Genomic DNA, 23,619 nt, shown 5'->3' on the forward strand with positions numbered 1-23,619 from the left:
AGCTATTTTTAACAAGGAAATCATCATGCTCCATCCGCGAGCCAGAACGATGCTGCTGCTGGCCCCTCCTGCGCTGATTATTGGCGTTGCATCCAGCCTGATCCTGATTGTGATCATGAAGGTCGCCTCCGTGCTGCAATCGATTTTGTGGACCTCATTACCGGCTTCCCTCGGCCTTAACGCAAGCTCGTCGGTATGGGTTATTTTAATCCTGACGCTTACCGGTATCGCTGTAGGAGTGGTGATACGCTACAGCCCGGGACATGCCGGGCCAGATCCGGCCGTAGAGCCGTTGATTGGCGCGCCGGTAGATGCCGCTGCCCTGCCCGGGTTGATTATCGCCCTGATTATTGGCCTGGCGGGCGGCGTCAGCCTTGGGCCTGAGCATCCGGTGATGGCGGTGAACATCGCGCTGGCCGTCGCCATAGGAGCGCGGGCGTTCCCCCGGGTGAACGCCCTCGACTGGACCATTCTCGCCTCTGCGGGCACCATCGGGGCGCTGTTCGGCACGCCTGTTGCGGCGGCGCTGATTTTTTCCCAGACCCTGAGCGGCAATCCGGAGATCCCGCTCTGGGATCGTCTGTTCGCCCCGCTCTTATCCGCCGCCGCCGGAGCCCTGACCACCAGCCTCTTTTTTCATCCTCACTTCTCGCTGCCCGTTGCTCACTACAGCCAGATGCAGATGGTCGACATTTTTAGCGGCGCGATTGTCGCCGCCATCGCTATCGCGCTGGGGATGGTGGCGGTCTGGTGTTTGCCACGCCTGCACCGTCTGATGCATCGTCTGAAGCACCCGGTCCTTATTCTTGGCGCTGGCGGATTTATTCTGGGGATCCTTGGGGCAATCGGGGGCAACATCACCCTGTTTAAGGGGCTGGATGAGATGCAGCAGATGGCCTTCAGCCAGATCTTCAGCGTGTCAGATTATCTGCTCTTTGCGCTGATAAAACTGGCGGCGCTGGTAGTGGCTGCGGCGTGCGGTTTTCGCGGCGGGCGCATTTTCCCGGCGGTGTTCGTCGGCGCGGCGCTGGGGTTGATGCTGCATGAACATGTAGAGGCCGTTCCCCTGGCGATCACTATCTCCTGTTCGATTATGGGGCTGGTGCTGGTTGTCACCCGGGATGCGTGGCTAAGCCTGTTTATGGCGGCAGTGGTGGTGCCGGACACCACCCTGCTGCCGCTGCTCTGTATTGTGATGCTGCCCGCCTGGCTGTTGCTGGCGGGCAGACCGATGATGGCTGCCTGGAACGATGAGAAGTAATCAGGCGCTTTTGCGTGCTTCCAGCGCCTGGATAATGCCGCTCAGCAGCGGCGGAACGTCGGCTTTCGGCAACATCACCTCAATTAACGACAGCCGTTGTGGGTGCGCGACTCTCTCCAGCACCTCTTCCAGCTGCACCGTCTCACTCACCCGCCAGCACTCGGCCTGACAATCCAGGCTGAGCGCCTGCGGGATCTGCGTCCAGTTCCACAGCGCAATGTCGTTATAGCGCTGGTTCGGACCATGTATGGCACGCTCCACCGTATAGCCTTCGTTGTTCAGGACCATGATCACCGGACGCTGTTTGTCCCGCAGCATGGAGCCCAGCTCCTGGATAGTGAGCTGCGCCGCACCGTCGCCGGTAATGGCAATCACGCGGCGATCCGGGCAGGCAGTCTGCGCACCGTAGGCGGCGGCCAGGGTGTAGCCAATCGATCCCCAGATCGGCTGCACGATAAAATTGACCTCATCCGGCAAACGCAGCGCGCCAGCACCAAAGGCCGACGTTCCCTGGTCGGCGAGAATAATGTCCCCCGGGCGAATATAGGTTTGCAGCGTTTTCCAGAAGCTGTCCTGGGTCAGCGAGCCGGGATGAACCGCATGTAACTGCCGCGCCGGGCGGGGCGTATTCCCGGTTTGGGCATACTGATGGCAGAGGCTGGCGAGCACCTCAATGGCCTGGGTCATGGGGATCCCGGTGTACCAGACATCGCCAATGCGCGAGGCGTGGGGCTGAACGTCAATGGTCTGCTGATGGGTAAGTTTGTGGGTGAAGCCCGCGGTAAGCGTATCGGTAAAGCGCGTACCCACGCAGATGACGGTATCGGCGCCCTCAATGGCCTCGTTAACCTCGGCTGCGCTGGCGGAGCCGCTGTAGGTGCCGGCAAAACCGGGTTTGCGCTCGTCAAAAATCCCTTTCCCCATCAGCATGGTGGCGTGGGCGATGGGCGTTTGCTCCACCCAGCGTTGCAGCTGATTTTTCAGGCCATAACGCAGGACCAGGAAGTCGGCCAGCAGCGCGGTGCGATCGCTCGCGGCCAGCCGTTTTTCTGCCGCCTGGCGGAAGGCGTCAAGACGGAAACTGTCGCTCTCATAAAGACGGTCCATGAGCGCGCTGACAGGCGGCGTGGCTGGTTTTTTTGCCACATCGGCAGGCAGCATAATATAGCCTGGACGGCGCTCCCGGAGCATCTGGGTCAGGACCCGGTCGATTTCATAGCAGGCGTTTTGTTCAGTCAGGAGCGCCTGGGCGACGGTAACGGGCTCACTCATCTTATAGAAGTGACGAAACTCGCCGTCACCAAGCGTATGGTGTAGCAGCTCCCCTTTTTTCTGCGAGGCGCTGCCCGGGGCACCCACGATATGCAGAACCGGCACATGCTCGGCGAAACTGCCTGCGATACCGTTCATGGCGCTGAGCTCGCCCACCCCGAACGTTGTCAGCAGCGCAGCAAACCCTTTGCAGCGCGCATATCCATCGGCGGCATAGGCCGCATTTAATTCGTTGGCACAACCTACCCAGCCAATATCCGGGCTGGCGATAACGTGATCGAGAAACTGCAGATTGTAGTCGCCCGGCACGCCAAACAGATGATCGGCACCACAATCTGTAAGACGGTCCAGCAGGTAATCGGCGACGGTGTAGGGGGTTTGCATGACAGTTATCCTTATAATGTTGACTTCAATTTGAGTATTGAAGAAGCGTGATAGCTGTCCAGGAATGGCGATAAACTGCCCATGGAAATAATGCTTTACGTATTTTCGCAAGGTAATCTGCCTGCCAGACGTTTAGTGTAAACGTATACACTGAATGACATTCTGACGCAGAGGGGCAAGTCTCATGGTTTATCAGGCGAATCAAAACCGTTACCAGTCAATGAATTATCAACGATGCGGGCAAAGTGGTCTCAAGCTCCCTGCCATCTCCCTGGGGCTGTGGCATAACTTTGGCGACGCCACGTTGATCGAAAACAGCCGTCAACTTTTACATCGTGCCTTCGATGTGGGGATTACGCACTTCGACCTTGCCAATAACTACGGTCCACCGCCGGGTTCCGCAGAGCGTAACTTTGGACGGATTTTGCAGGAAGATTTCAGCGCCTGGCGCGATGAACTCATCATCTCAACCAAGGCGGGCTATACCATGTGGGAGGGCCCCTATGGCGACTGGGGCTCGCGTAAGTATCTGATTGCCAGCCTCGATCAGAGCCTGAAGCGGATGGGCCTGGAGTATGTCGATATTTTCTATCATCACCGTCCGGACCCGGAAACGCCGTTGAAAGAGACGATGAAAGCGTTAGACCATGTCGTGCGCCAGGGCAAGGCACTGTACGTTGGGCTATCCAATTATCCGGCAGAGCTGGCTCGCCAGGCCGTTGAGATCCTCGATGATTTAGGCACGCCCTGCCTTATCCATCAGCCGAAATACTCGATGTTTGAACGCACCCCAGAAGCGGGCTTGCTGGACGTACTGAAGGATAAAGGGGTGGGCTGCATTGCCTTCTCACCGCTCGCCGGGGGGCAGTTGACCGACCGCTATCTGAACGGTATTCCGGCAGATTCCCGCGCCGCCAGCGGAAGCCGGTTCCTCAATCCGGATCAGCTTACCGAAGAGAAACTGGCGAAAGTGCGTCAGCTCAACGCCCTGGCGGAACGCCGCAACCAGAAGCTGTCGCAGATGGCGCTGGCCTGGGTGTTACACCAGGAGGCCGTCACCTCGGTGCTGATTGGCGCCAGCAAAACGGCGCAAATTGATGATGCCGTGGGAATGCTGGCGAACCGTCACTTCACGCCTGAGGAGCTGAACGAAATCGACGCGATTCTGAACAGTGTAAATTAAAAGCACTTTTAGCAAAAAGTGCTACGCCTTCTGAATTAGGAGTTAAAGCGATTATCCGGGACTTTACCGCCCCTTAATATTGCTTTAACAAGCCGATTACGGCTCCGATCGTGAAGGAGAATAACCATGTTCAGGTCTCTGATTCTGGCAGCAGTATTACTGGCTTCAGCCCCGCTGGTCGCTAATGCTGGCGAAATCACCCTGTTGCCATCCATAAAATTACAAATTGGCGATCGTGATAATTACGGTAACTACTGGGACGGCGGCGGCTGGCGTGACCGCGACTACTGGCGCCGTCATTATGAATGGCGCGGCAACCGCTGGCACAGACATGATAACGGCTACCACCGTGGCTGGGATAAACGTAAAGCCTATGAGCGCGGCTATCGCGCAGGCTGGAGCGATCGTGACGATCATCGAGGCCCACGAGGCCGCGGTCACGGGCATGGTCACGGCGGACACGGTCACCGTCACTGATACGAAAAAGGCGCCTCCCGGCGCCTTTTTTACAATCCCAATGCGGTCCCGATTAGTAACCACAGATTCAGCGCCACCACCAGCACGACGATCGCCCACCCCGTCCGTTTCACCGTCTTACTGTTAACCAGATCGCCCATCAGCTTCTTGTCGCTGGTAAAGACCAGCAGCGGCACCAGCGCCAGTGCAATACCAAAACTGAGCAGGACCTGGCTCATCACCAGAATGCGGGTCGGATCCAGTCCCATCAGGATCACCACAAACGACGGCAGCATCGTGATCGAACGGCGCACCCATAAAGGAATGTGGAAGCGCACGAATCCCTGCATGACCACCTGCCCTGCCAGCGTGCCGACAACGGTGGAAGAGAGACCCGCCGCCACCAGGCTCAGGCCAAAGATAGTTGCCGCCGCGTGACTCAGCAGCGGTTCCAGCGTCAGGTACGCCTGATCCAGATCGGCAACGCCGGTATGGCCGTTGAAATGGAATGCCGCTGCGGCGGTCGCCATCATCGCCAGGTTAACAAACCCGGCAATGGTCATGGCGATGGCAACGTCCCATTTCGTCGCGGAGTAGCGCTCCTGCCGTGAACCGCCATGCAGATTCTGGGTCAGCGAGGAGTGCAGATAGATCACGTGCGGCATAATGGTCGCGCCCAGTACCCCAGCCGCAAGGAACACCGCTTCGGTGGTCGGCAGGCTCGGGATCGCCATCCCTTTACCCAACTGCACCAGATCGGGCTGAGAGAAGATGAGCTCAACAATGTAGGCTGCCGCCACAAACAGCAGCAGGCCACCGATCACTTTCTCCAGCGGTTTCTGCCCGCGTCGTTGCAGCATCAGAATAAGGAAGGTGGCGATACCGGTTAATACCGCGCCCTGCAACAGCGACACGCCGAGGATCAGCTTAAAGCCAATCGCCGCGCCGATAAATTCTGCCAGATCGGTCGCCATGGCAATAATCTCCGCCTGCACCCAGTAGAACCAGACCAGCGGACGCGGATAGTGGTCGCGGATCTGCTCCGCGAGGTTTTTGCCGGTGGCAATGCCCAGTTTTGCTGACAGCACCTGGATCATCATCGCCATCAGGTTGGCCCAGACTACCACCCACAAAAGTTTATAGCCGAAGCTGGCTCCGGCCTGGATGTTGGTCGCAAAATTACCGGGATCGATATAGCCAATGGCGGCAATAAACGCAGGTCCCATTAATGCAAACCGCATTTTGCGTGCAGCCCTACCACTGCTACTCTCATCAACGCGACTGTTGCTCATTTTTGCCTCAGTAATATAGCCTTTGCTATGTTAAATGCTATCAAAATGCGAATGATTATCAAGTTCATTTAGAAGGATTATCGTGATTGCAGTGATAGCGAAGAACAATTAGCAGGCTGGAATGGTCTATCGATAGCGGGCAGAAGCACGCGCCTTTGTGAAGCGTAGCACACAAACTTAACTTTTAACTCATTTACATAACATAACGAAAATGTATCGTATGTCACTATTTTTGAGACTCGTCACAGGACTCAACGATAGTGTGGCTTTGATCTCGTTTTCTTTACGCTTGTTTCATAGAATGTGCAGCGAAATTAAACCTGCCTCATATTTGGAGCAAATATGGACCGCGTCCTACATTTTGTCCTGGCACTTGTTGTCGTTGCCGTGCTTGCGTTGCTGGTCAGCAGCGATCGCAAAAAGATCCGCATTCGCTATGTCATTCAGTTACTTGTTATTGAAGTATTGCTCGCCTGGTTCTTCCTGAACTCAGACGTGGGGCTGGGCTTTGTAAAAGGCTTCTCCGAGATGTTTGAAAAACTGCTCGGATTCGCCAATGAAGGGACCAACTTCGTGTTCGGTAAAATGAACGACGAAGGTCTGGCGTTCTTCTTCCTGAAAGTGTTGTGCCCAATCGTCTTTATCTCTGCCCTGATCGGTATCCTGCAGCACATCCGCATTCTGCCGATTGTCATCCGCGCTATTGGTACCGTGCTGTCTAAAGTGAACGGCATGGGCAAACTGGAATCTTTCAACGCCGTAAGTTCCCTGATCCTCGGTCAGTCTGAGAACTTTATCGCCTATAAAGATATCCTCAGCAAAATGTCCCGCAACCGCATGTACACCATGGCGGCAACGGCAATGTCTACCGTTTCCATGTCTATCGTGGGCGCGTATATGACTATGCTTGAGCCTAAATATGTGGTGGCTGCGCTGGTTCTGAACATGTTCAGCACCTTTATTGTTCTGTCACTGATCAACCCGTACCGCGTGGATGAAAGTGAAGAGAACCTGCAGATGGCGAATCTGCACGAAGGTCAGAGCTTCTTCGAAATGCTGGGTGAATACATCCTGGCAGGCTTCAAAGTGGCAGTGATTGTTGCTGCGATGCTGATCGGCTTTATCGCCCTGATCTCCGCGCTGAACGCCCTGTTTGCTGCCGTACTGGGTATCTCCTTCCAGGGGATTCTGGGTTACATCTTCTACCCGGTAGCCTGGGTGATGGGTGTGCCAGCCAGCGAAGCGCTGCAGGTGGGCAGTATTATGGCGACCAAACTGGTTTCTAACGAATTCGTCGCGATGATGGATCTGCAGAAAATCGCCGGTAGCCTCTCCCCGCGCGCCGAAGGCATTCTCTCCGTCTTCCTGGTTTCTTTCGCTAACTTCTCTTCCATCGGTATCATCGCCGGTGCGATTAAAGGTCTGAACGAAGAGCAGGGTAACGTGGTTTCCCGCTTCGGTCTGAAACTGGTCTACGGTTCTACGCTGGTCAGCGTCCTGTCTGCGTCCATCGCTGCACTGGTACTGTAATCAGCATAAAAAAACCGGGGATAACGCCCCGGTTTTTTTTCGCCTGTCATTCAGTGAGCGGTTGCGGTTTGCCGACCAGATATCCCTGCAGATAATCCACTCCCGAGGCGAGCAACTTTTCCCGCTGCTCTTCTGTTTCGACAAACTCCGCCACCACACACAGCGATCGGGTCTTCGCCAGATTGCAGATGGATTTCACAATCATCGCATCCATGCTGTCGCTGCAAACATCCTTCACAAAGCAGCCGTCGATCTTGATGACATCCGCCTGCAGGCGCTTGAGCCGCTCGTAATTGGCGTACCCGGTACCGAAGTCGTCGATAGCAATTTTAAACCCGTACTGACGCAGCTGCTGAATGTTAGCGATACTCACTTCCGAATTGGAGAACGCCTGCTCTTCTGTCACCTCAATAATGACCGTTTGCGGCTTCACGCTGTAGCGCTCAAACAGTGCAATGATCTCTGACGCAACCTCTTTTTGCATCAGCGTCAGCGGCATCAGATTCACCGAGAAACGCGCGCAGCACTCCTGTGAAGGGTGATTCCGCAACCATACCAGCAGCGCTTCAACCACGCTGATATCGAAGCGTCGGCTCAGGTTAAATTGCGCCACCAGCGGCAGAAACCTGTCGGGCGTGAGGATTTCACCCTCGCTCTCCAGGCGCGAGAGAATTTCGTGATACCCCATGCCATCGGCTCTCTGGATGGGTTGTGCATACAGACGCAGTCCCCCCTCATCCAGCGCCCGTTTAATGCGGCTCAGCATCAGCACACGCTCTGTCGTCTGTCCCGAAACTGTCTCAAGGCTGCTGTTCAGCGACAGAACCTGATTCGCCGAGCAGGCCTTTTCCGCCAGCCAGCTCAGCTGGCCCAGCGTGTGATACAGGCTCTCGCCACCGCTAGACTCCACGCCGCCCCAGGCGCCGCCAAACTCAATATCCAGGCCGATATTGTTCCAGTAAATTTTGCGGCTGTTCAGGTAATCAATGATGTGTTGCAGGCGCGCTCCGGTTTCCGGGCCGTTGAGCACTACCACCAGCTCATTACCCGGGATCTGGAAAACCTGCTCATTGGCCATCAGCAATGGCTGTAGCTGGCGAATAATGGTCCGTTTGCACTGCACACGCATCATCAGGCCGTAATGACGGCTCAGAAACTCCATGTTGTCCATGCGCAAACAGCACAGGGTGACATCCCTGTTGTCCTTCAGAAAGCATTCCAGCGCGCGCAGGTTACGTAGCCCGGTTAACGGATCGACCAGCGCCCTCTCCCGCCAGTCACGTTTGAGCCACTCACTGCGCTGATAAATGCGGGACATATAAGCCAGACAAATAGCGAAGGAGATGAGCACCGACAGCACAAACGCCAGAGAGTAGCCGTTCTGCACACCCTGCAAAAAATTGCTGTTATAGGTCAGCAGCAGCAAGGCGCTCAGCGCCCAGCCCAGCGCGATAAAGTGATAGCGAAAGCGACTGACGCCTAAGGTGAATAAAATGAAGACCACCGGCACCAGATAACCCGCAATAATATCGGAGGGAAAAGGGACACAGAGCAGTAAAAGGAAAGCAACAAGACCGAGAAGTAATGAAGATGTGAATATTTGGTTGCGAAATGAAAACGAATCAGGAATATTCCGTCGCCAAAATGCACGGGCATAATTCGGATTAATAACCATTCTTAAAGGATAATAGAACAGCATGGTAAAAATCAGAACGGCACAAATCAGGCTCTGAATATCCACTATATGATAGATTACCGAACCCCGGTCAGTGAAGTTCGCAAGGGTAACCGGAAAATCACATAAATAACCAGCCAGATACATCGAGATTTTTATTGATAGCGGAAGGATAAATCCCAGCCAGAAAATACGTGCGCCAATAAAGCGGCTGGGCACCTGGTAACGCCAGCGCGATCCGAGCTGCCATCGCAGTATTCCGCAGACCACTAGTGTACTAAATACCTGACAAAATAATAAGATAGCATCCTGTCCTGGCGTTAAATCTAAATTCCATGCGTTAATGATGGCAAAGCTGAGAACGATCGGAAGAATAGCCTGACGACCAAATAAGAATATCATCGCCAGCATGACGCTCAGCGGCATCCATGCCAGATAAACCTCAAAACCATCGATGACCGATTTCGGGGAAATAAGGCGAGAAAAAGGAATGACAATCAGGCATAACACCAGCGCGAGCAAGAAGCTCTTTATGTTAATATAAAATTTAATATTCATTAATTTTATTAAACACTTTACCTGGCGTTATTAAATTCACAATAATAATAATTTCTTTATGCAGGTGATTCAAGTTAGGGCTCAGGAAATAGCATTTCCTGATCAGGAGTAATCTCAAATAAGATTTATTTACAGAACAACAAGGGAGATAAAACGCTGTATTGCAGGCATAAAAAAACCCCCGCCGTCTGGCGAGGGTTTAAATTTTGGTGGAGCTAAGCGGGATCGAACCGCTGACCTCTTGCATGCCATGCAAGCGCTCTCCCAGCTGAGCTATAGCCCCACAGTATTCTTTACGCACCAGACTCTGTTGGGTTCAGAGTTTGGTGGAGCTAAGCGGGATCGAACCGCTGACCTCTTGCATGCCATGCAAGCGCTCTCCCAGCTGAGCTATAGCCCCATCGCGTAAAGCGTGTCGTGTTGACGGGCGGCATCATATGAATTCCATTGCTGAGTGTCAACGGCAAATTCTCACACTGTGGTTCAATCGCTGAAAATTCATGCAAATGAATCACATTGCGAGAGCGCTCGCAGCCATGAGTTAATCTTGTCACGTTTTCCAGTAAAACGATGTTATAAAATGACCCACTAATTAACCACACTCTTACTCAGGAAATTGCATGATCAAGGAACGAATGACGCCAGAAGAGTTAGCCCGACTCACTGGCTATAGCCGACAGACCATCAATAAGTGGGTACGGAAAGAGGGTTGGTCCACATCCCCAAAACCCGGCGTTCAGGGCGGCAAAGCGCGTCTGGTCCATGTGAACGAGAAAGTTCGGGAGTTTATTCGCAACGCACGTAGAGTCCCGGATATGGCCGTATCGCCGGACATGCACCCCGATAACTCGCTACAGGCCTTGTTAATTACGCTGGCCAACGAAATGACACCATCAGAGCAGAAACAACTCACCTCTTTATTACTCCGGGAAGGGATTACCGGTTTGTTGCAACGTTTAGGGATCCGCGATCAGAACTGATATGAAAAGATTACGTAGTAAAATGACCACCGAGGAGCTTGCCGAGACGCTGGGGGTCGCCAGGCAAACCATCAACCGCTGGGTGCGCAATAATGGCTGGAAAACGGAAGCCATTAATGGGGTAAAAGGCGGTCGAGCACGCCTGATCTATATTGATGCGCAGGTGCACGAGCACATCATGAACATCCCTGCCATTCGTAAACGACAGGCGCTCTACCAGTTGGCAGAGAACGGGGCAAGCTACGGTGAGGCTAAACCCGCTGCCGTGCTACCAGGGATCATCAATGCGCTGGAGAATATGACTTCAGCGGAACAAAAGCGGCTGGAAACGTTGCTTACCCGGGAAGGGATACAGGGTTTTCTCGTGCGGCTGAACATTCATCAGCCAGAGGAATAAAAAACGGCAGGGAGACCTGCCGTTTTTTTTCGTTCTGATTACTGCTGATTTTCGCGCTCAGCAATAAAGTCCAGCGCTCTGTTGATCCGCGCCACGCTACGGGTTTTGCCAATCGCGTGCACCGTAACGTCCAGAGCAGGAGACTGGCCGGCACCGGTAACGGCTACGCGCAGTGGCATACCCACTTTACCCATACCGACTTCCAGCTCATCCGCTGTCGCCTGAATGGCATGATGCACATTTTCAGTGCTCCAGTCGGTAATGGCGGCCAGCTTGTCGCGAACCACTTCCAGCGGCTGACGTGCAACCGGACGCAGGTGTTTCTTCGCCGCGTCGGCATCGAACTCGTCATACTCCTCATAGAAGTAACGGCAGTTTTCCGCGATCTCTTTCAGGGTCTTACAACGTTCACCCAGCAGTTTGATCAGGTCGGCAAGCTGTGGACCGTTGCGGGTATCAATATTTGCCTGCTCAATGTGCCACTGCAGCTGGGTCGCAACATACTCTGGCGGCAGGGTATTGATGTAGTGATGGTTCAGCCACAGTAATTTATCGGTATTGAACGCACTGGCAGACTTACCTACCGCGCTCAGGGTGAAGAGCTGGATCATCTCTTCGCGGCTAAAGATCTCCTGATCGCCATGGGACCAGCCCAGACGCACCAGGTAGTTCAGCAGCGCTTCCGGCAGGTAGCCGTCGTCACGGTACTGCATAACGCTGACTGCGCCGTGGCGTTTAGACAGCTTTTTACCGTCGTCACCGTTGATCATAGAGACGTGGGCGTAAACCGGTACCGGCGCATTCAGCGCTTTAAGGATGTTGATCTGACGTGGGGTGTTATTGATATGGTCTTCGCCACGCACCACATGGGTGATCGCCATATCCCAGTCATCCACCACGACGCAGAAGTTATAGGTTGGTGAACCGTCGGTACGGCGGATAATCAGATCGTCCAGCTCCTGGTTGCTGAATTCGATCGGGCCGCGGATCTGATCGTCAAAAATGACTGAACCTTCCTGCGGGTTAGCGAAACGCACTACGCAGGGTTCATCCGCCGCGTGATGTGAATGGTCGTGGCGGCAGCGACCGTCGTAACGAGGCTTTTCGTTATTGGCCATCTGCTCTTCACGCAGCGCTTCCAAGCGCTCTTTCGAGCAGTAGCACTTATATGCAGTGCCCGCTTCAAGCATTTCATCAATGACGGCGTTGTAGCGATCAAAACGTTTAGTCTGGAAATAAGGGCCTTCGTCCCACTCCAGATTAAGCCAGTTCATACCATCCATAATGGCTTCGATTGCTTCCGGCGTGGAGCGTTCGAGATCGGTGTCTTCGATACGCAGCACAAACTCACCGCCCTGGTTGCGAGCAAACAGCCAGGAATAGAGAGCAGTACGCGCACCGCCGACGTGCAGGTAGCCTGTCGGGCTTGGCGCGAAGCGAGTTTTGATTTTCATGAAGTGGCCTTACAGTGATAAAGATGCCGACAACCGGCATATCCTGGAAACTAAAGTGGGCAATATTCTATCACTCCAGCCTGATTCCTCAATCTTGTTACTGTCAGATCGCTCTCTGTAGCCGTTTTTGTTTAGAAATCATGCATCACAGGCGGTTTTGCGATCGTTTTGTTTAATTTTACGACGAACGAACAAAATCTTTAGAAAAGGCGTTGACTCATTTTCAACTCTCCCTATAATGCGACTCCACACAGCGGGGGTGATTAGCTCAGCTGGGAGAGCACCTCCCTTACAAGGAGGGGGTCGGCGGTTCGAACCCGTCATCACCCACCAACTACTTTATGTAGTCTCCGCCGTGTAGCAAGAAATTGAGAAGTGGGTGATTAGCTCAGCTGGGAGAGCACCTCCCTTACAAGGAGGGGGTCGGCGGTTCGAACCCGTCATCACCCACCACTTTCTCGCCAGCTGGATTTCTTGCAGTAGTAAATGAAGTACCGAAGTGGGTGATTAGCTCAGCTGGGAGAGCACCTCCCTTACAAGGAGGGGGTCGGCGGTTCGATCCCGTCATCACCCACCACTTCGGGTCGTTAGCTCAGTTGGTAGAGCAGTTGACTTTTAATCAATTGGTCGCAGGTTCGAATCCTGCACGACCCACCAATGTAAAAAGGCGCCCTAAAGGCGCCTTTTTGCTATCTGCGATATTAACGATTCGAACCTGCGCAGGTTCGGGACGAACGCAGTGAGTCAACGGAGCCGCCTGCGGCGACGGCCCGAAGGGCGAGCGAAGCGAGTCATCCTGCACGACCCACCAATGTAAAAAGGCGCCCTAAAGGCGCCTTTTTGCTATCTGCGATTCCTACTACTTCAGGTAGCGCTTCTCAAGCCCTTCAATTTTCTGCCGATATCTCTTTTTTAGGCAAGAGACTATCGTCATGACAACGATTCAAACATCCACCCCATCTGTACAAACCCAAAGCAGCGGCAGCAGCAACGCCGGTGGCAGCGACATTGCGTCACAGATCAGCCGCCTGACCTCGCAAATCACCAAACTCACCAAACAACTGAAAGATGTTGCCAACGGCAGCGGCTCGACGGAAGAGAAAAAAAAGCAGCAGGAGTTGCTGCAGAACCAAATCGAAATGTTGCAGGCCCAGCTCCAGCAGTTACAGCGTCGCCAGGCGGAAGAAGCTCAGCAGAAGCAGGACAAACAGCAGGGTAAAGTGGAAGGCGTTAACTCCCCTTCCGCTGAACACCAGATTGATATCTACGTTTAACGGTTTTCTGGGCTAAATAGCGGATCACGTATGCGGGCCTGTGTCAGCCGCTTCGCCTGCATGCGTACCACTTCCCACAGCGCCTGGGCAGCACCCGAAAGCGAGCGATTCTTTCGACGAACCAGCATCAGCTTCCGCTCGATGATTGGCGTGAAACGTTTTACCGTCAGCCGACTCCCCTGCGGCAACGGGAGCGCCAGCGCTGGCAGCACGCTAATCCCAATCCCGGCTTCTACCATTGGAAAGAGCGTGGCGGGATGACCAATCTCCTGCACAATCGTCGCCCTGACCTGCTGCTCTGCCAGAGCCGCATCAATCAGTGGCCGACTGCCAGAGGCGTAATCCTGTAACACCAGTTTGGCCCCCTGAAGCGACTGCCACGTCACCTCCTCCAGAGCAGCAAGGGGATCGTCGTCACGGCACAGCAATAAGAAAGGTTCAGAGAGCACCTCTTCACACTCCAGATCGCTAACTGGCCCCGGATCGATAACGATACCGAAATCGACTTCCCCCAGGCGGATGCTCTCCAGAACCCACTGCTGCGGCCGGTCATGGAGCACAAAATTGATATCCGGGTACTGATGATTACTTTGCGCGATACAGTGTGGAATCAAATGCGCCGAAATGGTCTGGCTGGCGGCGACCCTTACTGTTCCGGAGAGCTGTTGCCCTACTCTGCCTGCATCCCGTAGCGTACTGGTAAGTTCATCCAGCAGTCTTTCCAGACGCGCGGCCAGCTGTTGACCCGCCTCTGTCAACACCACCTCACGGGTAGTGCGATCGATAAGCCGCACGCCGGTCTGTAACTCCAGCTCTTTCACGCTATGACTCACCGCAGACTGGCTCAGGCCGATCATCGTTCCCGCGCGGCTGAAACTTTTCGCCTGCGCGACGGTGACAAATATACGAAGTTGCCGCAGAGAGTAATTCATCTGTTTTACTCATAAATTGATGCAATAAATCAATTTTATTTCTCAAACGGAGTTAAGCACAATAGCGTTATCTGTTTTCAGGAGTGTTTATGAAACTTTTGCGCATTCTCGATCCGTTCACCCTTATTCTTATCGTCGTGGTTCTGCTCGCCTCCTTCTTCCCGGCTCGCGGCGGCTTTGTCCCCTTCTTTGAAGGTTTAACCACTGCCGCCATCGCGCTGCTGTTCTTTATGCATGGGGCAAAACTCTCCCGTGAGGCAATTATCGCGGGCGGCAGTCACTGGCGACTGCACCTGTGGGTAATGTGCAGCACCTTTGTCGTTTTCCCTGTGCTGGGCGTGCTGTTTGCCTGGTGGGCGCCAGTCGACGTCGACCCGGCACTCTATACCGGTTTCCTCTATCTCTGCATTTTGCCAGCTACGGTACAGTCGGCCATCGCCTTTACCTCCATGGCGGGCGGTAACGTGGCGGCTGCGGTCTGTTCAGCCTCCGCCTCCAGCCTGTTGGGGATTTTCCTTTCGCCGCTTCTGGTGGGGCTGGTGATGGACATGCACGGCGCAGAGGGCAGTCTGGAGCAGGTGGGCAAAATCATGCTGCAACTGCTGCTGCCGTTTGTGCTGGGGCATCTTTCCCGCCCGTGGACCGGGGCATTTGTGGCAAAACATAAAAAATGGATCGCCAAAACCGATCAGTCATCGATTTTGCTGGTGGTCTACTCCGCATTCAGCGAAGCCGTGGTGCATGGCATCTGGCATAAGGTCGGGGTCGGATCGCTGCTGTTTATCGTGGTGGTCAGCCTAGTGCTACTGGCGATTATCATTGCCATTAATGTCTTTGCCGCGCGCCGCTTCGGGTTTAACAAAGCTGACGAAATCACCATTGTCTTCTGTGGCTCGAAAAAGAGCCTGGCTAACGGCATCCCGATGGCCAACATTCTGTTTCCAGCCTCGGTGGTTGGGATAATGGTGCTGCCGCTGATGATCTTCCACCAGCTGCAGCTGATGATTTGCGCGGTGCTGGCGCGTCGCTACCGTCGCCAGACCGATGAGTTGCAGGCGCGGGAGCAGGCCCGCGCGGCAAAAGTTTAAGGACGTCTAAGGGGCTGAACCAGCTGGGTCAGCCCTTCGGTTTTAATCAGCAACGTTAAGGCCATCAGCTCACCCAGATGCCCGGCAGGAAATTCATCCTTACGGGCAAACCACAGCAAATACTCTTCCGGCAAGTCAATCAGCCGACGGCCTTTGTACTTGCCGAACGGCATTTCGGTATTGGCTATCTCAATAAGCTGCGCTTTATCCACGTTACTCTCCCAACAGACGCAGCATTTCGTCTTCGTCGATGACCGTAATGCCCAGCTCCTGCGCTTTGGCAAGTTTAGAGCCCGCCGCTTCACCGGCAATCACCAGGTCGGTTTTCTTCGACACGCTGCCAGCCACTTTTGCCCCCAGCGCCGTCAGACGCGCTTTAGCATCATCGCGTGAAAGCTGGCTCAGGCTGCCGGTCAGCACCACGGTTTTGCCGGCGAACGGACTGTCGATCTCGTCGGCGTTGATCGCCACCGGCGCAGGCCAGCGGATCCCTTCATTAAGCAACTGACCGATAACGTCGCGGTTGCTCTCTTCCGAGAAGAAGTTAAAGACGTGTGTAGCAACCACGATGCCAACGTCCGGCACCTTTTGCAGTTCGTCGATCGTCGCCTTTTCCAGCGCCTCCAGCGTACCGAAATATGCCGTCAGCCCTGCCGCCGTCGCCTCCCCTACTTCGCGGATCCCCAGCGCGTAGAGGAAACGGGCAAAGGTGGTCTCTTTGGCCTTTTCCAGCGCGTCGGCCACGTTCTGCGCGGATTTAGGCCCCATGCGATCCAGCCCAGTCAGCTTACCGGGCGTCAGGCGGAACAGATCGGCTGGCGTATGGACATACTCTTTCTCCACCAGCTGGTCGATGATTTTGTCGCCCATACCGTCAACGTCCATTGCCCGGCGGGAGACGAAATGTTTCAGGGATTCTTTGCGCTGGGCACCGCAGACTAAACCGCCGGTACAGCGGGCTACGGCCTCACCTTCGACGCGCTCAACGTCGGACCCGCACACCGGACAGTGGGTCGGGAACTCAACGGGGCGCGTATCGTCAGGACGCTCTGATTCCACCACGTTAACCACCTGCGGGATCACGTCCCCGGCACGGCGGATCACCACCTTATCACCAATACGCAGCCCCAGCCGGTCAATCTCATCGGCGTTGTGCAGGGTTGCATTGCTGACCAGCACTCCGGCCACCTGAACAGGCTCAAGACGCGCCACCGGCGTTATCGCCCCGGTTCGCCCCACCTGGAATTCTACGTCACGCACAAAGGTCATCTGTTCCTGCGCCGGGAACTTAAAGGCTACCGCCCAGCGCGGCGCACGGGCGACAAAGCCAAGCTGCTCCTGAAGCGCGAGGGAGTTGACTTTGATCACCACCCCGTCGATATCGAAGCCCAGCGTTGGACGATCGGCTTCAACCTGACGATAAAACGCCAGCACGGCCTCCGGCGAGTCGCACAGCTGCACCCGGTTACTGACCGGCAGCCCCCAGGCTTTAAACTGCAGCAAACGACCCAGATGGGTATCAGGCAGCTCGCCCCCTTCAAGGATGCCGACGCCATAGCAGAAGAACGTTAGCGGGCGCTTCGCGGTAATACGCGGGTCAAGCTGGCGCAATGATCCGGCGGCGGCATTGCGGGGATTAGCGAAGATTTTGCCGCCGGTACGACGCGCCTCTTCGTTGATTTTTTCAAATCCCGCCTGCGGCAGGAAGACTTCGCCGCGTACTTCGAGACGTGCCGGAATGTTCTCGCCATGTAATTTGAGCGGAATGGCGCGGATGGTACGCACATTGGCGGTAATGTCTTCGCCGGTGGTGCCATCGCCGCGGGTGGCCGCGCGGATCATCACGCCATTTTCGTACAGAATGCTGACGGCCAGCCCATCCAGCTTCAGCTCGCAGCACCAGCTCAGGGCATCGGTATGCTTCAGGCGATCCTGGACGCGTTTGTTGAAGGCGAGGAAGCTCTCTTCATCAAAGACGTTATCCAGCGACAGCATCGGCACTTCATGACGTACCTGGCTGAAAAAGGCCAGCGGTGCCGCCCCGACGCGCTGGGTTGGCGAGTCCGGCGTGATTAACTCGGGGTGCTGCGCTTCAAGCTCGCGCAGCTCACGCATCAGACGGTCATACTCCGCATCCGGCACTTCCGGCGCATCCATCACATGATAGAGATATTCATGGTGGCGAAGCGTGGTTCGCAGTTCGGTGAGTTGTTGTTCGATTGAGTCCATGTCGCACCATTAATGAGAAAAACCCCCGACAGGCGGGGGTTGAGGAGGTGTGAAACAAACGCGAAAGTTTACGCGTTAGCTTCTTTCACTTCGCGGATGCGGTCCTGATATTCGCGCAATTTTTGCGGCGTCATCATTCGACGCTGATCGTCGAGCACCATACCGCCGACTTCATCGGCAATATGCTGAGCGGACTGCAGCATCAGCTTAAAGTTTTGCAGTTCATCGCCATACGAAGGCACCTGCATAAAGATCGTAATGCCCGGCGTCGTGAAATCACCGGTCATCTCCGGATCAAAGGTTCCCGGATTAACCATATTCGCCAGGCTGAACAGCGAAGGGCCGCTGCCGTCAGGGCTGAGGTGGCGATGGAAGATATTCATATCGCCAAATTTAAAGCCCGCCTGATGAATGCTGTTAAGCAGCACGTCGCCATTCAGGGTGGTGCCCTGGTGAGCCGCAACGCTCATGACAATCACCGTCTCTTTACGCTGTGGTTTTTCAGCCACTGGCGCGGCCTCGACAACCGGCTCCGGCTCTGAAACCGGTGCTGGCGCAGGGGCGGGTTGCGGCGCTGGCGCAACAGGCTGTGGCGCCTGCTGTACGACAGGTTGTGGTTGTGGCTGCGGCTGTGGTTCAGGCTGAGCGGCATATTGCGGCTGCGGCACCGGCTGCTGACGCACAGGTTCATGCTGCTGCGGCACGGGCTGCTGTCGCACAGGTTCATGCTGCTGCGGCTGCGGCTGGCGTACCGGTTCGGCCACGGGCTGCGGCGCAGCGGGACGTGGCTGTGCAGAGGCGTAAGGCGGCTGGTACTGATGCTGCGGAGGCTGACGAGGCGCTTCATGCTCCCCATGGCCTGCGCCGGGCGCACTATTGGCCCGATGAACGCGTACTTCACCCACACCCTCGTCTTCCATGTCGTCGATATCCTCATCGCTATCGTCGTCACGGGTAGACTTCATGCGCTTCAGTGGGCGATCGCGAAACATAGAAGAGCGCTCTTTACGGCTGGTCCAGAACCCATGGACCAGTAAAGCGATTATGGCGATCGCGCCAACAATGATTAATATCAGACGCAAATCCTGCATCATTATATTCTCTGTTGTTCTAACACCTTGCCACCACGGCAAACATTTACTCACTAAGAGTATTTGCCGATTACGTCAAGTGCAAGTGCGTGCAGAGCATTCGCAGCATAAAGATGAGTTAAATCGTGCTTTTTGCTGTTTTTTCGAACATTTCCGAACTGGTCAACGTGCCGCAACTGGCTAATATAGGCAGGCAATTTCACTGGTTGTGATAAAAGGAGCTCAACCTGGTTATGGTTTCATCGACATCTTCCTCTTCACGCAGCGGCGTCTGGTACTTTTCGCAGGGCTGGAAACTGGTTTCCCTGCCCGGCATAAGACGCTTTGTGATCCTGCCTCTGCTGATCAACGTTCTGCTGATGGGGGGCGCCTTCTGGTGGCTGTTTACCCGTCTGGACACCTGGATCCCGGCGCTCATGAGCCATGTTCCCGACTGGCTGCAATGGCTGAGCTATCTGCTGTGGCCGATTGCGATCGTTTCGGTTCTGCTGGTGTTTGGCTACTTTTTCTCGACGCTCGCCAACTGGATCGCCGCCCCCTTTAACGGTCTGCTCGCCGAACAGCTGGAAGCGCGGCTGACGGGCGCCACGCCGCCGGACACCGGCGTGCTGGGGATCATGAAAGATCTGCCGCGCATTATGAAACGCGAATGGCAAAAGCTGGCATGGTATCTGCCCCGCGCCATCGTGCTGCTGCTCCTCTATTTTATTCCCGGCATCGGCCAGACCGTAGCGCCAGTGCTCTGGTTCCTGTTCAGCGCGTGGATGCTGGCCATCCAGTATTGCGACTATCCCTTTGATAACCATAAGGTGCCCTTCAAAGAGATGCGCACCGCTCTGCGCAGCCGCAAAGTTGCCAATATGCAGTTTGGTGCGCTGACCAGCCTGTTCACTATGATCCCGTTCCTTAACCTTTTCATCATGCCGGTGGCGGTGTGCGGGGCCACGGCGATGTGGGTGGATTGTTATCGCGACAAACACGCTTTGTGGAAATAAGTTAAAAAGAGGGGTGGCTTATGCCGCCCCTTATTCCATACTGATCCCCATTATTTCTATGCAGCATATAGATATGCGATTTCCTTACTTCCCCCTACCCATGCAACAGGTATGCTGGGACGGTATCCCAATTTCAAACAGTTAAGGACAGGCCATGAGTAAGATTTTTGAAGATAACTCGCTGACTATCGGTCACACGCCCCTGGTTCGACTGAACCGTATCGGTAATGGACGCCTCCTGGCGAAGGTAGAATCTCGTAACCCAAGCTTCAGCGTAAAATGCCGTATCGGTGCCAACATGATTTGGGATGCGGAAAAGCGTGGCGTGCTGAAACCGGGCGTTGAGCTGGTTGAACCAACCAGCGGTAACACCGGTATCGCGCTGGCCTACGTTGCTGCCGCGCGCGGTTATAAGCTGACGCTGACCATGCCAGAAACCATGAGTATCGAACGTCGTAAGCTGCTGAAGGCCCTGGGCGCAAATCTGGTCTTAACCGAAGGCGCAAAAGGCATGAAAGGCGCTATTCAGAAAGCAGAAGAAATTGTGGCCAGCGATCCGGCTAAATATCTGCTGCTGCAGCAGTTCAGCAACCCGGCTAACCCGGAAATCCACGAGAAGACCACCGGTCCGGAAATCTGGGAAGATACCGACGGTCAGGTTGATGTCTTTATCTCTGGTGTCGGTACCGGCGGTACGCTGACAGGCGTGAGCCGTTATATTAAAGGCACAAAAGGTAAAAAAGATCTGATTACCGTTGCCGTTGAGCCAACCGATTCGCCGGTGATTGCCCAGGCGCTGGCCGGGGAAGAGCTGAAGCCGGGCCCGCATAAAATTCAGGGTATCGGCGCGGGCTTTATTCCAGGCAACCTGGATCTGAAACTGATTGATAAAGTTGTGGCTATTACTAACGATGAAGCCATTTCTACCGCGCGCCGCCTGATGGAAGAAGAGGGTATTCTGGCGGGTATCTCCTCCGGTGCTGCCGTAGCCGCCGCGCTGAAATTACTTGAGGATGAAACCTTTACCAATAAGAATATCGTGGTTATTCTTCCATCGTCGGGTGAGCGTTATTTAAGTACTGCCCTGTTTGCCGATCTCTTCACCGAGAAAGAACTGCAACAGTAGTGCCAGAATGTAAATATCGCGTAAAAAAGCACCCATTCGGGTGCTTTTTTGTGGCCTGCTTCAAACTTTTATCTCTTCCGGCATTGCTCAACCCCGTTGGCTCTGGTATTTAAGCTGACAATTATTTTGAAGCACGAAATTAATCGATCCAGGAATTCGCGCTGCTGAATCGATTTTATGATTTGGTTCAAGTCTTGCTTTCACGGCATAATGTTTAATGTCGAGCGAGACGTCAGCAGCCTGACATGCCAGTGCCGGAATACGTTTGACACATTTGTGCCTCGTGCCGTTAAGCCGGTGCTAACAATACAGGCTAAAGTCCTGCCGCCAGGCTAGACTTTAGTTCCACAACACTAAACCAATAAGTTGGGGAAATACAATGTTCCAGCAAGAAGTTACCATTACCGCTCCGAACGGTCTGCACACCCGCCCTGCTGCTCAGTTTGTTAAAGAAGCAAAAGGCTTCACTTCTGAGATCACTGTGACTTCCAACGGCAAAAGCGCAAGCGCAAAAAGCCTGTTCAAACTGCAGACTCTGGGTCTGACTCAGGGCACCGTTGTGACCATCTCCGCGGAAGGCGAAGACGAGCAGAAAGCAGTTGAGCATCTGGTAAAACTGATGGCTGAGCTCGAGTAAGTATCCGGGTTCTTTTAAATATCAGTCACAAGTAAGGTAGGGTTATGATTTCAGGCATTTTAGCATCCCCGGGTATCGCTTTCGGCAAAGCACTTCTGTTGAAAGAAGACGAGATCGTCATCGACCGGAAAAAAATTTCTGCTGATAAGGTAAATCAGGAAGTTGAACGTTTTCTGAGTGGCCGTGCAAAAGCATCTGCGCAACTGGAAGCGATCAAAACTAAAGCTGGCGAAACTTTCGGTGAAGAAAAAGAAGCCATCTTCGAAGGGCACATCATGTTGCTCGAAGATGAGGAGCTTGAGCAGGAAATCATAGCCCTGATTAAAGATAAAGGCATGACAGCGGATGCCGCTGCGCATGAAGTTATCGAAGGTCAGGCATCTGCCCTGGAAGAGCTGGACGATGAATACCTGAAAGAACGCGCGGCTGACGTGCGTGATATCGGTAAGCGCCTGCTGCGCAACATCCTTGGCCTTGCCATTATCGATCTGAGCGCGATTCAGGATGAAGTTATCCTGGTTGCTGCCGACCTGACCCCGTCAGAAACCGCACAGCTGAACCTGAACAAGGTGCTGGGTTTCATCACCGACGCGGGTGGCCGTACCTCCCACACCTCTATCATGGCGCGTTCTCTGGAGCTGCCAGCCATCGTGGGTACCGGTAGCGTGACCGCACAGGTGAAAAACGACGATTATCTGATTCTGGATGCCGTAAACAACGTGGTTTACGTCAACCCAACTAACGAAGAGATCGAAAAACTGCGTACCGTTCAGGAGCAGGTTGCGACTGAAAAAGCGGAACTCGCTAAGCTGAAAGATCTGCCTGCTATTACGCTGGATGGTCATCAGGTAGAAGTGTGCGCAAACATCGGTACCGTACGCGACGTCGATGGCGCTGAGCGCAACGGCGCGGAAGGTGTCGGTCTCTATCGTACTGAATTCCTGTTCATGGACCGTGACGCCCTGCCAACCGAAGAAGAGCAGTTTGCTGCCTATAAAGCGGTTGCTGAAGCCTGTGGCTCCCAGGCCGTTATCGTCCGTACCATGGACATCGGCGGCGACAAAGAGCTGCCGTACATGAACTTCCCGAAAGAAGAGAACCCGTTCCTGGGCTGGCGTGCCGTGCGTATCGCCATGGATCGCAAAGAGATCCTGCGCGACCAGGTCCGCGCTATCCTGCGCGCCTCCGCTTTCGGTAAACTGCGCATCATGTTCCCGATGATCATCTCTGTTGAAGAGGTGCGTTCACTGAAGAAAGAGATCGAAATCTTCAAACAGGAACTGCGCGACGAAGGTAAAGCATTCGACGAAGCTATCGAAGTTGGCGTGATGGTAGAAACCCCAGCTGCCGCGACGATTGCCCGTCATTTAGCCAAAGAAGTGGACTTCTTTAGTATTGGTACCAACGATTTAACCCAGTACACCCTGGCAGTTGACCGTGGTAATGATATGATTTCACATCTTTACCAACCAATGTCACCGTCCGTACTGAACTTGATCAAGCAAGTTATTGATGCTTCTCATGCAGAAGGTAAGTGGACAGGCATGTGTGGTGAGCTTGCAGGCGATGAACGTGCTACACTTCTGTTGCTGGGTATGGGTCTGGACGAATTCTCTATGAGCGCCATTTCCATCCCGCGCATCAAGAAGATTATCCGTAACACGAACTTCGAAGATGCGAAGGTGTTAGCAGAGCAGGCTCTTGCTCAACCGACAACGGACGAGTTAATGACGCTGGTTAACAAGTTCATTGAAGAAAAAACAATCTGCTAATCCACGAGATGCGGCCCAAATTACTGCTTAGGA

At 54.4% G+C, this 23,619-nt stretch carries 20 protein-coding genes, 6 tRNA genes and 1 other RNA gene; 17 read left to right on the forward strand and 10 right to left on the reverse strand.

Going from position 1 to position 23,619, the window contains the following annotated elements:
* Nucleotides 1–25: 25 nt before the first annotated feature.
* A complete protein-coding gene (locus FHC51_RS21195) occupies nt 26–1,261 on the forward strand; it encodes an ion channel protein (protein WP_220436537.1) in 1,236 nt (411 codons plus the stop codon).
* On the opposite strand, the gene ipdC is transcribed toward FHC51_RS21195, so the two are convergent.
* A complete protein-coding gene (gene ipdC, locus FHC51_RS21200; protein ID WP_220436538.1) occupies nt 1,262–2,917 on the reverse strand; it encodes an indolepyruvate decarboxylase in 1,656 nt (551 codons plus the stop codon). It abuts the gene before it with no gap.
* A gap of 184 nt (nt 2,918–3,101) precedes the next feature.
* Here ipdC and mgrA point away from each other — a divergent pair, with 184 nt between their 5' ends.
* Nucleotides 3,102–4,100, forward strand: a complete 999-nt coding sequence (gene mgrA / locus FHC51_RS21205; RefSeq protein WP_220436539.1) for an L-glyceraldehyde 3-phosphate reductase — start codon at nt 3,102–3,104, stop codon at nt 4,098–4,100.
* A 126-nt stretch (nt 4,101–4,226) separates the two neighbouring features.
* Nucleotides 4,227–4,577 (forward strand): DUF2502 domain-containing protein YpeC, encoded by a 351-nt coding sequence (gene ypeC, locus FHC51_RS21210; RefSeq protein WP_103824691.1) that lies wholly within the window; start codon nt 4,227–4,229, stop codon nt 4,575–4,577.
* Between the two features lie 29 nt (nt 4,578–4,606).
* On the opposite strand, the gene FHC51_RS21215 is transcribed toward ypeC, so the two are convergent.
* Complete coding sequence (locus FHC51_RS21215) at nt 4,607–5,848, reverse strand: Nramp family divalent metal transporter (RefSeq protein WP_114314327.1); 1,242 nt, start codon at nt 5,846–5,848, stop codon at nt 4,607–4,609.
* 342 nt (nt 5,849–6,190) lie between these two features.
* Between FHC51_RS21215 and FHC51_RS21220 the strand changes: the two genes are divergently transcribed.
* Nucleotides 6,191–7,378 carry a NupC/NupG family nucleoside CNT transporter gene (locus tag FHC51_RS21220; protein WP_103180623.1) on the forward strand — a complete coding sequence of 396 codons (1,188 nt, stop codon included), beginning with the start codon at nt 6,191–6,193 and terminating at the stop codon, nt 7,376–7,378.
* A gap of 46 nt (nt 7,379–7,424) precedes the next feature.
* Here FHC51_RS21220 and FHC51_RS21225 read toward each other — a convergent pair whose 3' ends face one another.
* From FHC51_RS21225 to FHC51_RS21235, 3 genes are all read right to left on the reverse strand, one after another.
* On the reverse strand, nt 7,425–9,611 hold the full coding sequence (locus FHC51_RS21225; protein WP_220436540.1) for an EAL domain-containing protein: 2,187 nt from the start codon (nt 9,609–9,611) through the stop codon (nt 7,425–7,427).
* A 207-nt stretch (nt 9,612–9,818) separates the two neighbouring features.
* Nucleotides 9,819–9,894 (reverse strand) — tRNA-Ala (locus tag FHC51_RS21230).
* A gap of 41 nt (nt 9,895–9,935) precedes the next feature.
* Nucleotides 9,936–10,011: transfer RNA gene (locus tag FHC51_RS21235), tRNA-Ala, on the reverse strand.
* A 220-nt stretch (nt 10,012–10,231) separates the two neighbouring features.
* Here FHC51_RS21235 and FHC51_RS21240 point away from each other — a divergent pair.
* Together FHC51_RS21240 and FHC51_RS21245 are read left to right on the forward strand one after the other, a co-directional pair.
* Entirely contained in the window at nt 10,232–10,591 is a 360-nt protein-coding gene (locus FHC51_RS21240) for a YfeC-like transcriptional regulator (protein ID WP_220436541.1), read from the forward strand.
* A gap of 1 nt (nt 10,592) precedes the next feature.
* Nucleotides 10,593–10,988 carry a YfeC-like transcriptional regulator gene (locus FHC51_RS21245; RefSeq protein WP_220436542.1) on the forward strand — a complete coding sequence of 132 codons (396 nt, stop codon included), beginning with the start codon at nt 10,593–10,595 and terminating at the stop codon, nt 10,986–10,988.
* A gap of 38 nt (nt 10,989–11,026) precedes the next feature.
* Here FHC51_RS21245 and gltX read toward each other — a convergent pair whose 3' ends face one another.
* On the reverse strand, nt 11,027–12,442 hold the full coding sequence (gene gltX / locus FHC51_RS21250; RefSeq protein ID WP_220436543.1) for a glutamate--tRNA ligase: 1,416 nt from the start codon (nt 12,440–12,442) through the stop codon (nt 11,027–11,029).
* Between the two features lie 257 nt (nt 12,443–12,699).
* Between gltX and FHC51_RS21255 the strand changes: the two genes are divergently transcribed.
* From FHC51_RS21255 to FHC51_RS21280, 6 genes are all read left to right on the forward strand, one after another.
* Nucleotides 12,700–12,775: transfer RNA gene (locus FHC51_RS21255), tRNA-Val, on the forward strand.
* Between the two features lie 44 nt (nt 12,776–12,819).
* Nucleotides 12,820–12,895 (forward strand) — tRNA-Val (locus FHC51_RS21260).
* A 48-nt stretch (nt 12,896–12,943) separates the two neighbouring features.
* A tRNA-Val gene (locus FHC51_RS21265) sits at nt 12,944–13,019 on the forward strand.
* Nucleotides 13,020–13,023: 4 nt separating this feature from the next.
* Nucleotides 13,024–13,099 (forward strand) — tRNA-Lys (locus tag FHC51_RS21270).
* Between the two features lie 29 nt (nt 13,100–13,128).
* Nucleotides 13,129–13,253, forward strand: a non-coding RNA gene (locus FHC51_RS21275) — RtT sRNA.
* A gap of 121 nt (nt 13,254–13,374) precedes the next feature.
* Nucleotides 13,375–13,716, forward strand: a complete 342-nt coding sequence (locus FHC51_RS21280; protein WP_220436544.1) for a FlxA-like family protein — start codon at nt 13,375–13,377, stop codon at nt 13,714–13,716.
* On the opposite strand, the gene FHC51_RS21285 is transcribed toward FHC51_RS21280, so the two are convergent.
* Nucleotides 13,713–14,648 carry a LysR family transcriptional regulator gene (locus tag FHC51_RS21285; protein ID WP_220436545.1) on the reverse strand — a complete coding sequence of 312 codons (936 nt, stop codon included), beginning with the start codon at nt 14,646–14,648 and terminating at the stop codon, nt 13,713–13,715. The genes FHC51_RS21280 and FHC51_RS21285 overlap by 4 nt on opposite strands.
* Before the next feature lie 89 nt (nt 14,649–14,737).
* On the opposite strand from FHC51_RS21285, the gene FHC51_RS21290 reads away from it, so the two are divergent.
* Nucleotides 14,738–15,736 (forward strand): bile acid:sodium symporter family protein, encoded by a 999-nt coding sequence (locus FHC51_RS21290; protein WP_103826490.1) that lies wholly within the window; start codon nt 14,738–14,740, stop codon nt 15,734–15,736.
* On the opposite strand, the gene FHC51_RS21295 is transcribed toward FHC51_RS21290, so the two are convergent.
* From FHC51_RS21295 to zipA, 3 genes are all read right to left on the reverse strand, one after another.
* On the reverse strand, nt 15,733–15,948 hold the full coding sequence (locus FHC51_RS21295; RefSeq protein WP_103180635.1) for a DUF3820 family protein: 216 nt from the start codon (nt 15,946–15,948) through the stop codon (nt 15,733–15,735). The genes FHC51_RS21290 and FHC51_RS21295 overlap by 4 nt on opposite strands.
* A 1-nt stretch (nt 15,949) precedes the next feature.
* On the reverse strand, nt 15,950–17,965 hold the full coding sequence (gene ligA / locus FHC51_RS21300) for an NAD-dependent DNA ligase LigA (RefSeq protein ID WP_220436546.1): 2,016 nt from the start codon (nt 17,963–17,965) through the stop codon (nt 15,950–15,952).
* Between the two features lie 68 nt (nt 17,966–18,033).
* Entirely contained in the window at nt 18,034–19,059 is a 1,026-nt protein-coding gene (gene zipA / locus FHC51_RS21305; RefSeq protein ID WP_220436547.1) for a cell division protein ZipA, read from the reverse strand.
* 230 nt (nt 19,060–19,289) lie between these two features.
* Here zipA and cysZ point away from each other — a divergent pair, with 230 nt between their 5' ends.
* The 4 genes from cysZ (at nt 19,290) to ptsI (ending at nt 23,586) form a co-directional block, all read left to right on the forward strand.
* Nucleotides 19,290–20,051, forward strand: a complete 762-nt coding sequence (cysZ, locus tag FHC51_RS21310; RefSeq protein WP_220436548.1) for a sulfate transporter CysZ — start codon at nt 19,290–19,292, stop codon at nt 20,049–20,051.
* Nucleotides 20,052–20,205: 154 nt separating this feature from the next.
* Nucleotides 20,206–21,177 (forward strand): cysteine synthase A, encoded by a 972-nt coding sequence (gene cysK / locus FHC51_RS21315; RefSeq protein WP_220436549.1) that lies wholly within the window; start codon nt 20,206–20,208, stop codon nt 21,175–21,177.
* 379 nt (nt 21,178–21,556) lie between these two features.
* Nucleotides 21,557–21,814 (forward strand): phosphocarrier protein Hpr, encoded by a 258-nt coding sequence (ptsH, locus tag FHC51_RS21320; RefSeq protein WP_000487600.1) that lies wholly within the window; start codon nt 21,557–21,559, stop codon nt 21,812–21,814.
* Nucleotides 21,815–21,858: 44 nt separating this feature from the next.
* Complete coding sequence (ptsI, locus tag FHC51_RS21325; protein WP_103824678.1) at nt 21,859–23,586, forward strand: phosphoenolpyruvate-protein phosphotransferase PtsI; 1,728 nt, start codon at nt 21,859–21,861, stop codon at nt 23,584–23,586.
* Nucleotides 23,587–23,619: the final 33 nt, after the last annotated feature.

The organism is Leclercia sp. EC_58 (assembly GCF_019584355.1).
In the GTDB taxonomy this organism is placed as follows: domain Bacteria; phylum Pseudomonadota; class Gammaproteobacteria; order Enterobacterales; family Enterobacteriaceae; genus Enterobacter.

What these genes read in the sequence shown, in the direction of transcription:
- FHC51_RS21195 (WP_220436537.1), top strand. Translation starts at nt 26, where the DNA reads ATGCTCCATCCGCGAGCCAGAACGATGCTGCTGCTGGCCCCTCCTGCG.
- ipdC (WP_220436538.1), bottom strand. Translation starts at nt 2,917, where the DNA reads ATGCAAACCCCCTACACCGTCGCCGATTACCTGCTGGACCGTCTTACA.
- mgrA (WP_220436539.1), top strand. Translation starts at nt 3,102, where the DNA reads ATGGTTTATCAGGCGAATCAAAACCGTTACCAGTCAATGAATTATCAA.
- ypeC (WP_103824691.1), top strand. Translation starts at nt 4,227, where the DNA reads ATGTTCAGGTCTCTGATTCTGGCAGCAGTATTACTGGCTTCAGCCCCG.
- FHC51_RS21215 (WP_114314327.1), bottom strand. Translation starts at nt 5,848, where the DNA reads ATGAGCAACAGTCGCGTTGATGAGAGTAGCAGTGGTAGGGCTGCACGC.
- FHC51_RS21220 (WP_103180623.1), top strand. Translation starts at nt 6,191, where the DNA reads ATGGACCGCGTCCTACATTTTGTCCTGGCACTTGTTGTCGTTGCCGTG.
- FHC51_RS21225 (WP_220436540.1), bottom strand. Translation starts at nt 9,611, where the DNA reads ATGAATATTAAATTTTATATTAACATAAAGAGCTTCTTGCTCGCGCTG.
- FHC51_RS21240 (WP_220436541.1), top strand. Translation starts at nt 10,232, where the DNA reads ATGATCAAGGAACGAATGACGCCAGAAGAGTTAGCCCGACTCACTGGC.
- FHC51_RS21245 (WP_220436542.1), top strand. Translation starts at nt 10,593, where the DNA reads ATGAAAAGATTACGTAGTAAAATGACCACCGAGGAGCTTGCCGAGACG.
- gltX (WP_220436543.1), bottom strand. Translation starts at nt 12,442, where the DNA reads ATGAAAATCAAAACTCGCTTCGCGCCAAGCCCGACAGGCTACCTGCAC.
- FHC51_RS21280 (WP_220436544.1), top strand. Translation starts at nt 13,375, where the DNA reads ATGACAACGATTCAAACATCCACCCCATCTGTACAAACCCAAAGCAGC.
- FHC51_RS21285 (WP_220436545.1), bottom strand. Translation starts at nt 14,648, where the DNA reads ATGAATTACTCTCTGCGGCAACTTCGTATATTTGTCACCGTCGCGCAG.
- FHC51_RS21290 (WP_103826490.1), top strand. Translation starts at nt 14,738, where the DNA reads ATGAAACTTTTGCGCATTCTCGATCCGTTCACCCTTATTCTTATCGTC.
- ligA (WP_220436546.1), bottom strand. Translation starts at nt 17,965, where the DNA reads ATGGACTCAATCGAACAACAACTCACCGAACTGCGAACCACGCTTCGC.
- zipA (WP_220436547.1), bottom strand. Translation starts at nt 19,059, where the DNA reads ATGATGCAGGATTTGCGTCTGATATTAATCATTGTTGGCGCGATCGCC.
- cysZ (WP_220436548.1), top strand. Translation starts at nt 19,290, where the DNA reads ATGGTTTCATCGACATCTTCCTCTTCACGCAGCGGCGTCTGGTACTTT.
- cysK (WP_220436549.1), top strand. Translation starts at nt 20,206, where the DNA reads ATGAGTAAGATTTTTGAAGATAACTCGCTGACTATCGGTCACACGCCC.
- ptsH (WP_000487600.1), top strand. Translation starts at nt 21,557, where the DNA reads ATGTTCCAGCAAGAAGTTACCATTACCGCTCCGAACGGTCTGCACACC.
- ptsI (WP_103824678.1), top strand. Translation starts at nt 21,859, where the DNA reads ATGATTTCAGGCATTTTAGCATCCCCGGGTATCGCTTTCGGCAAAGCA.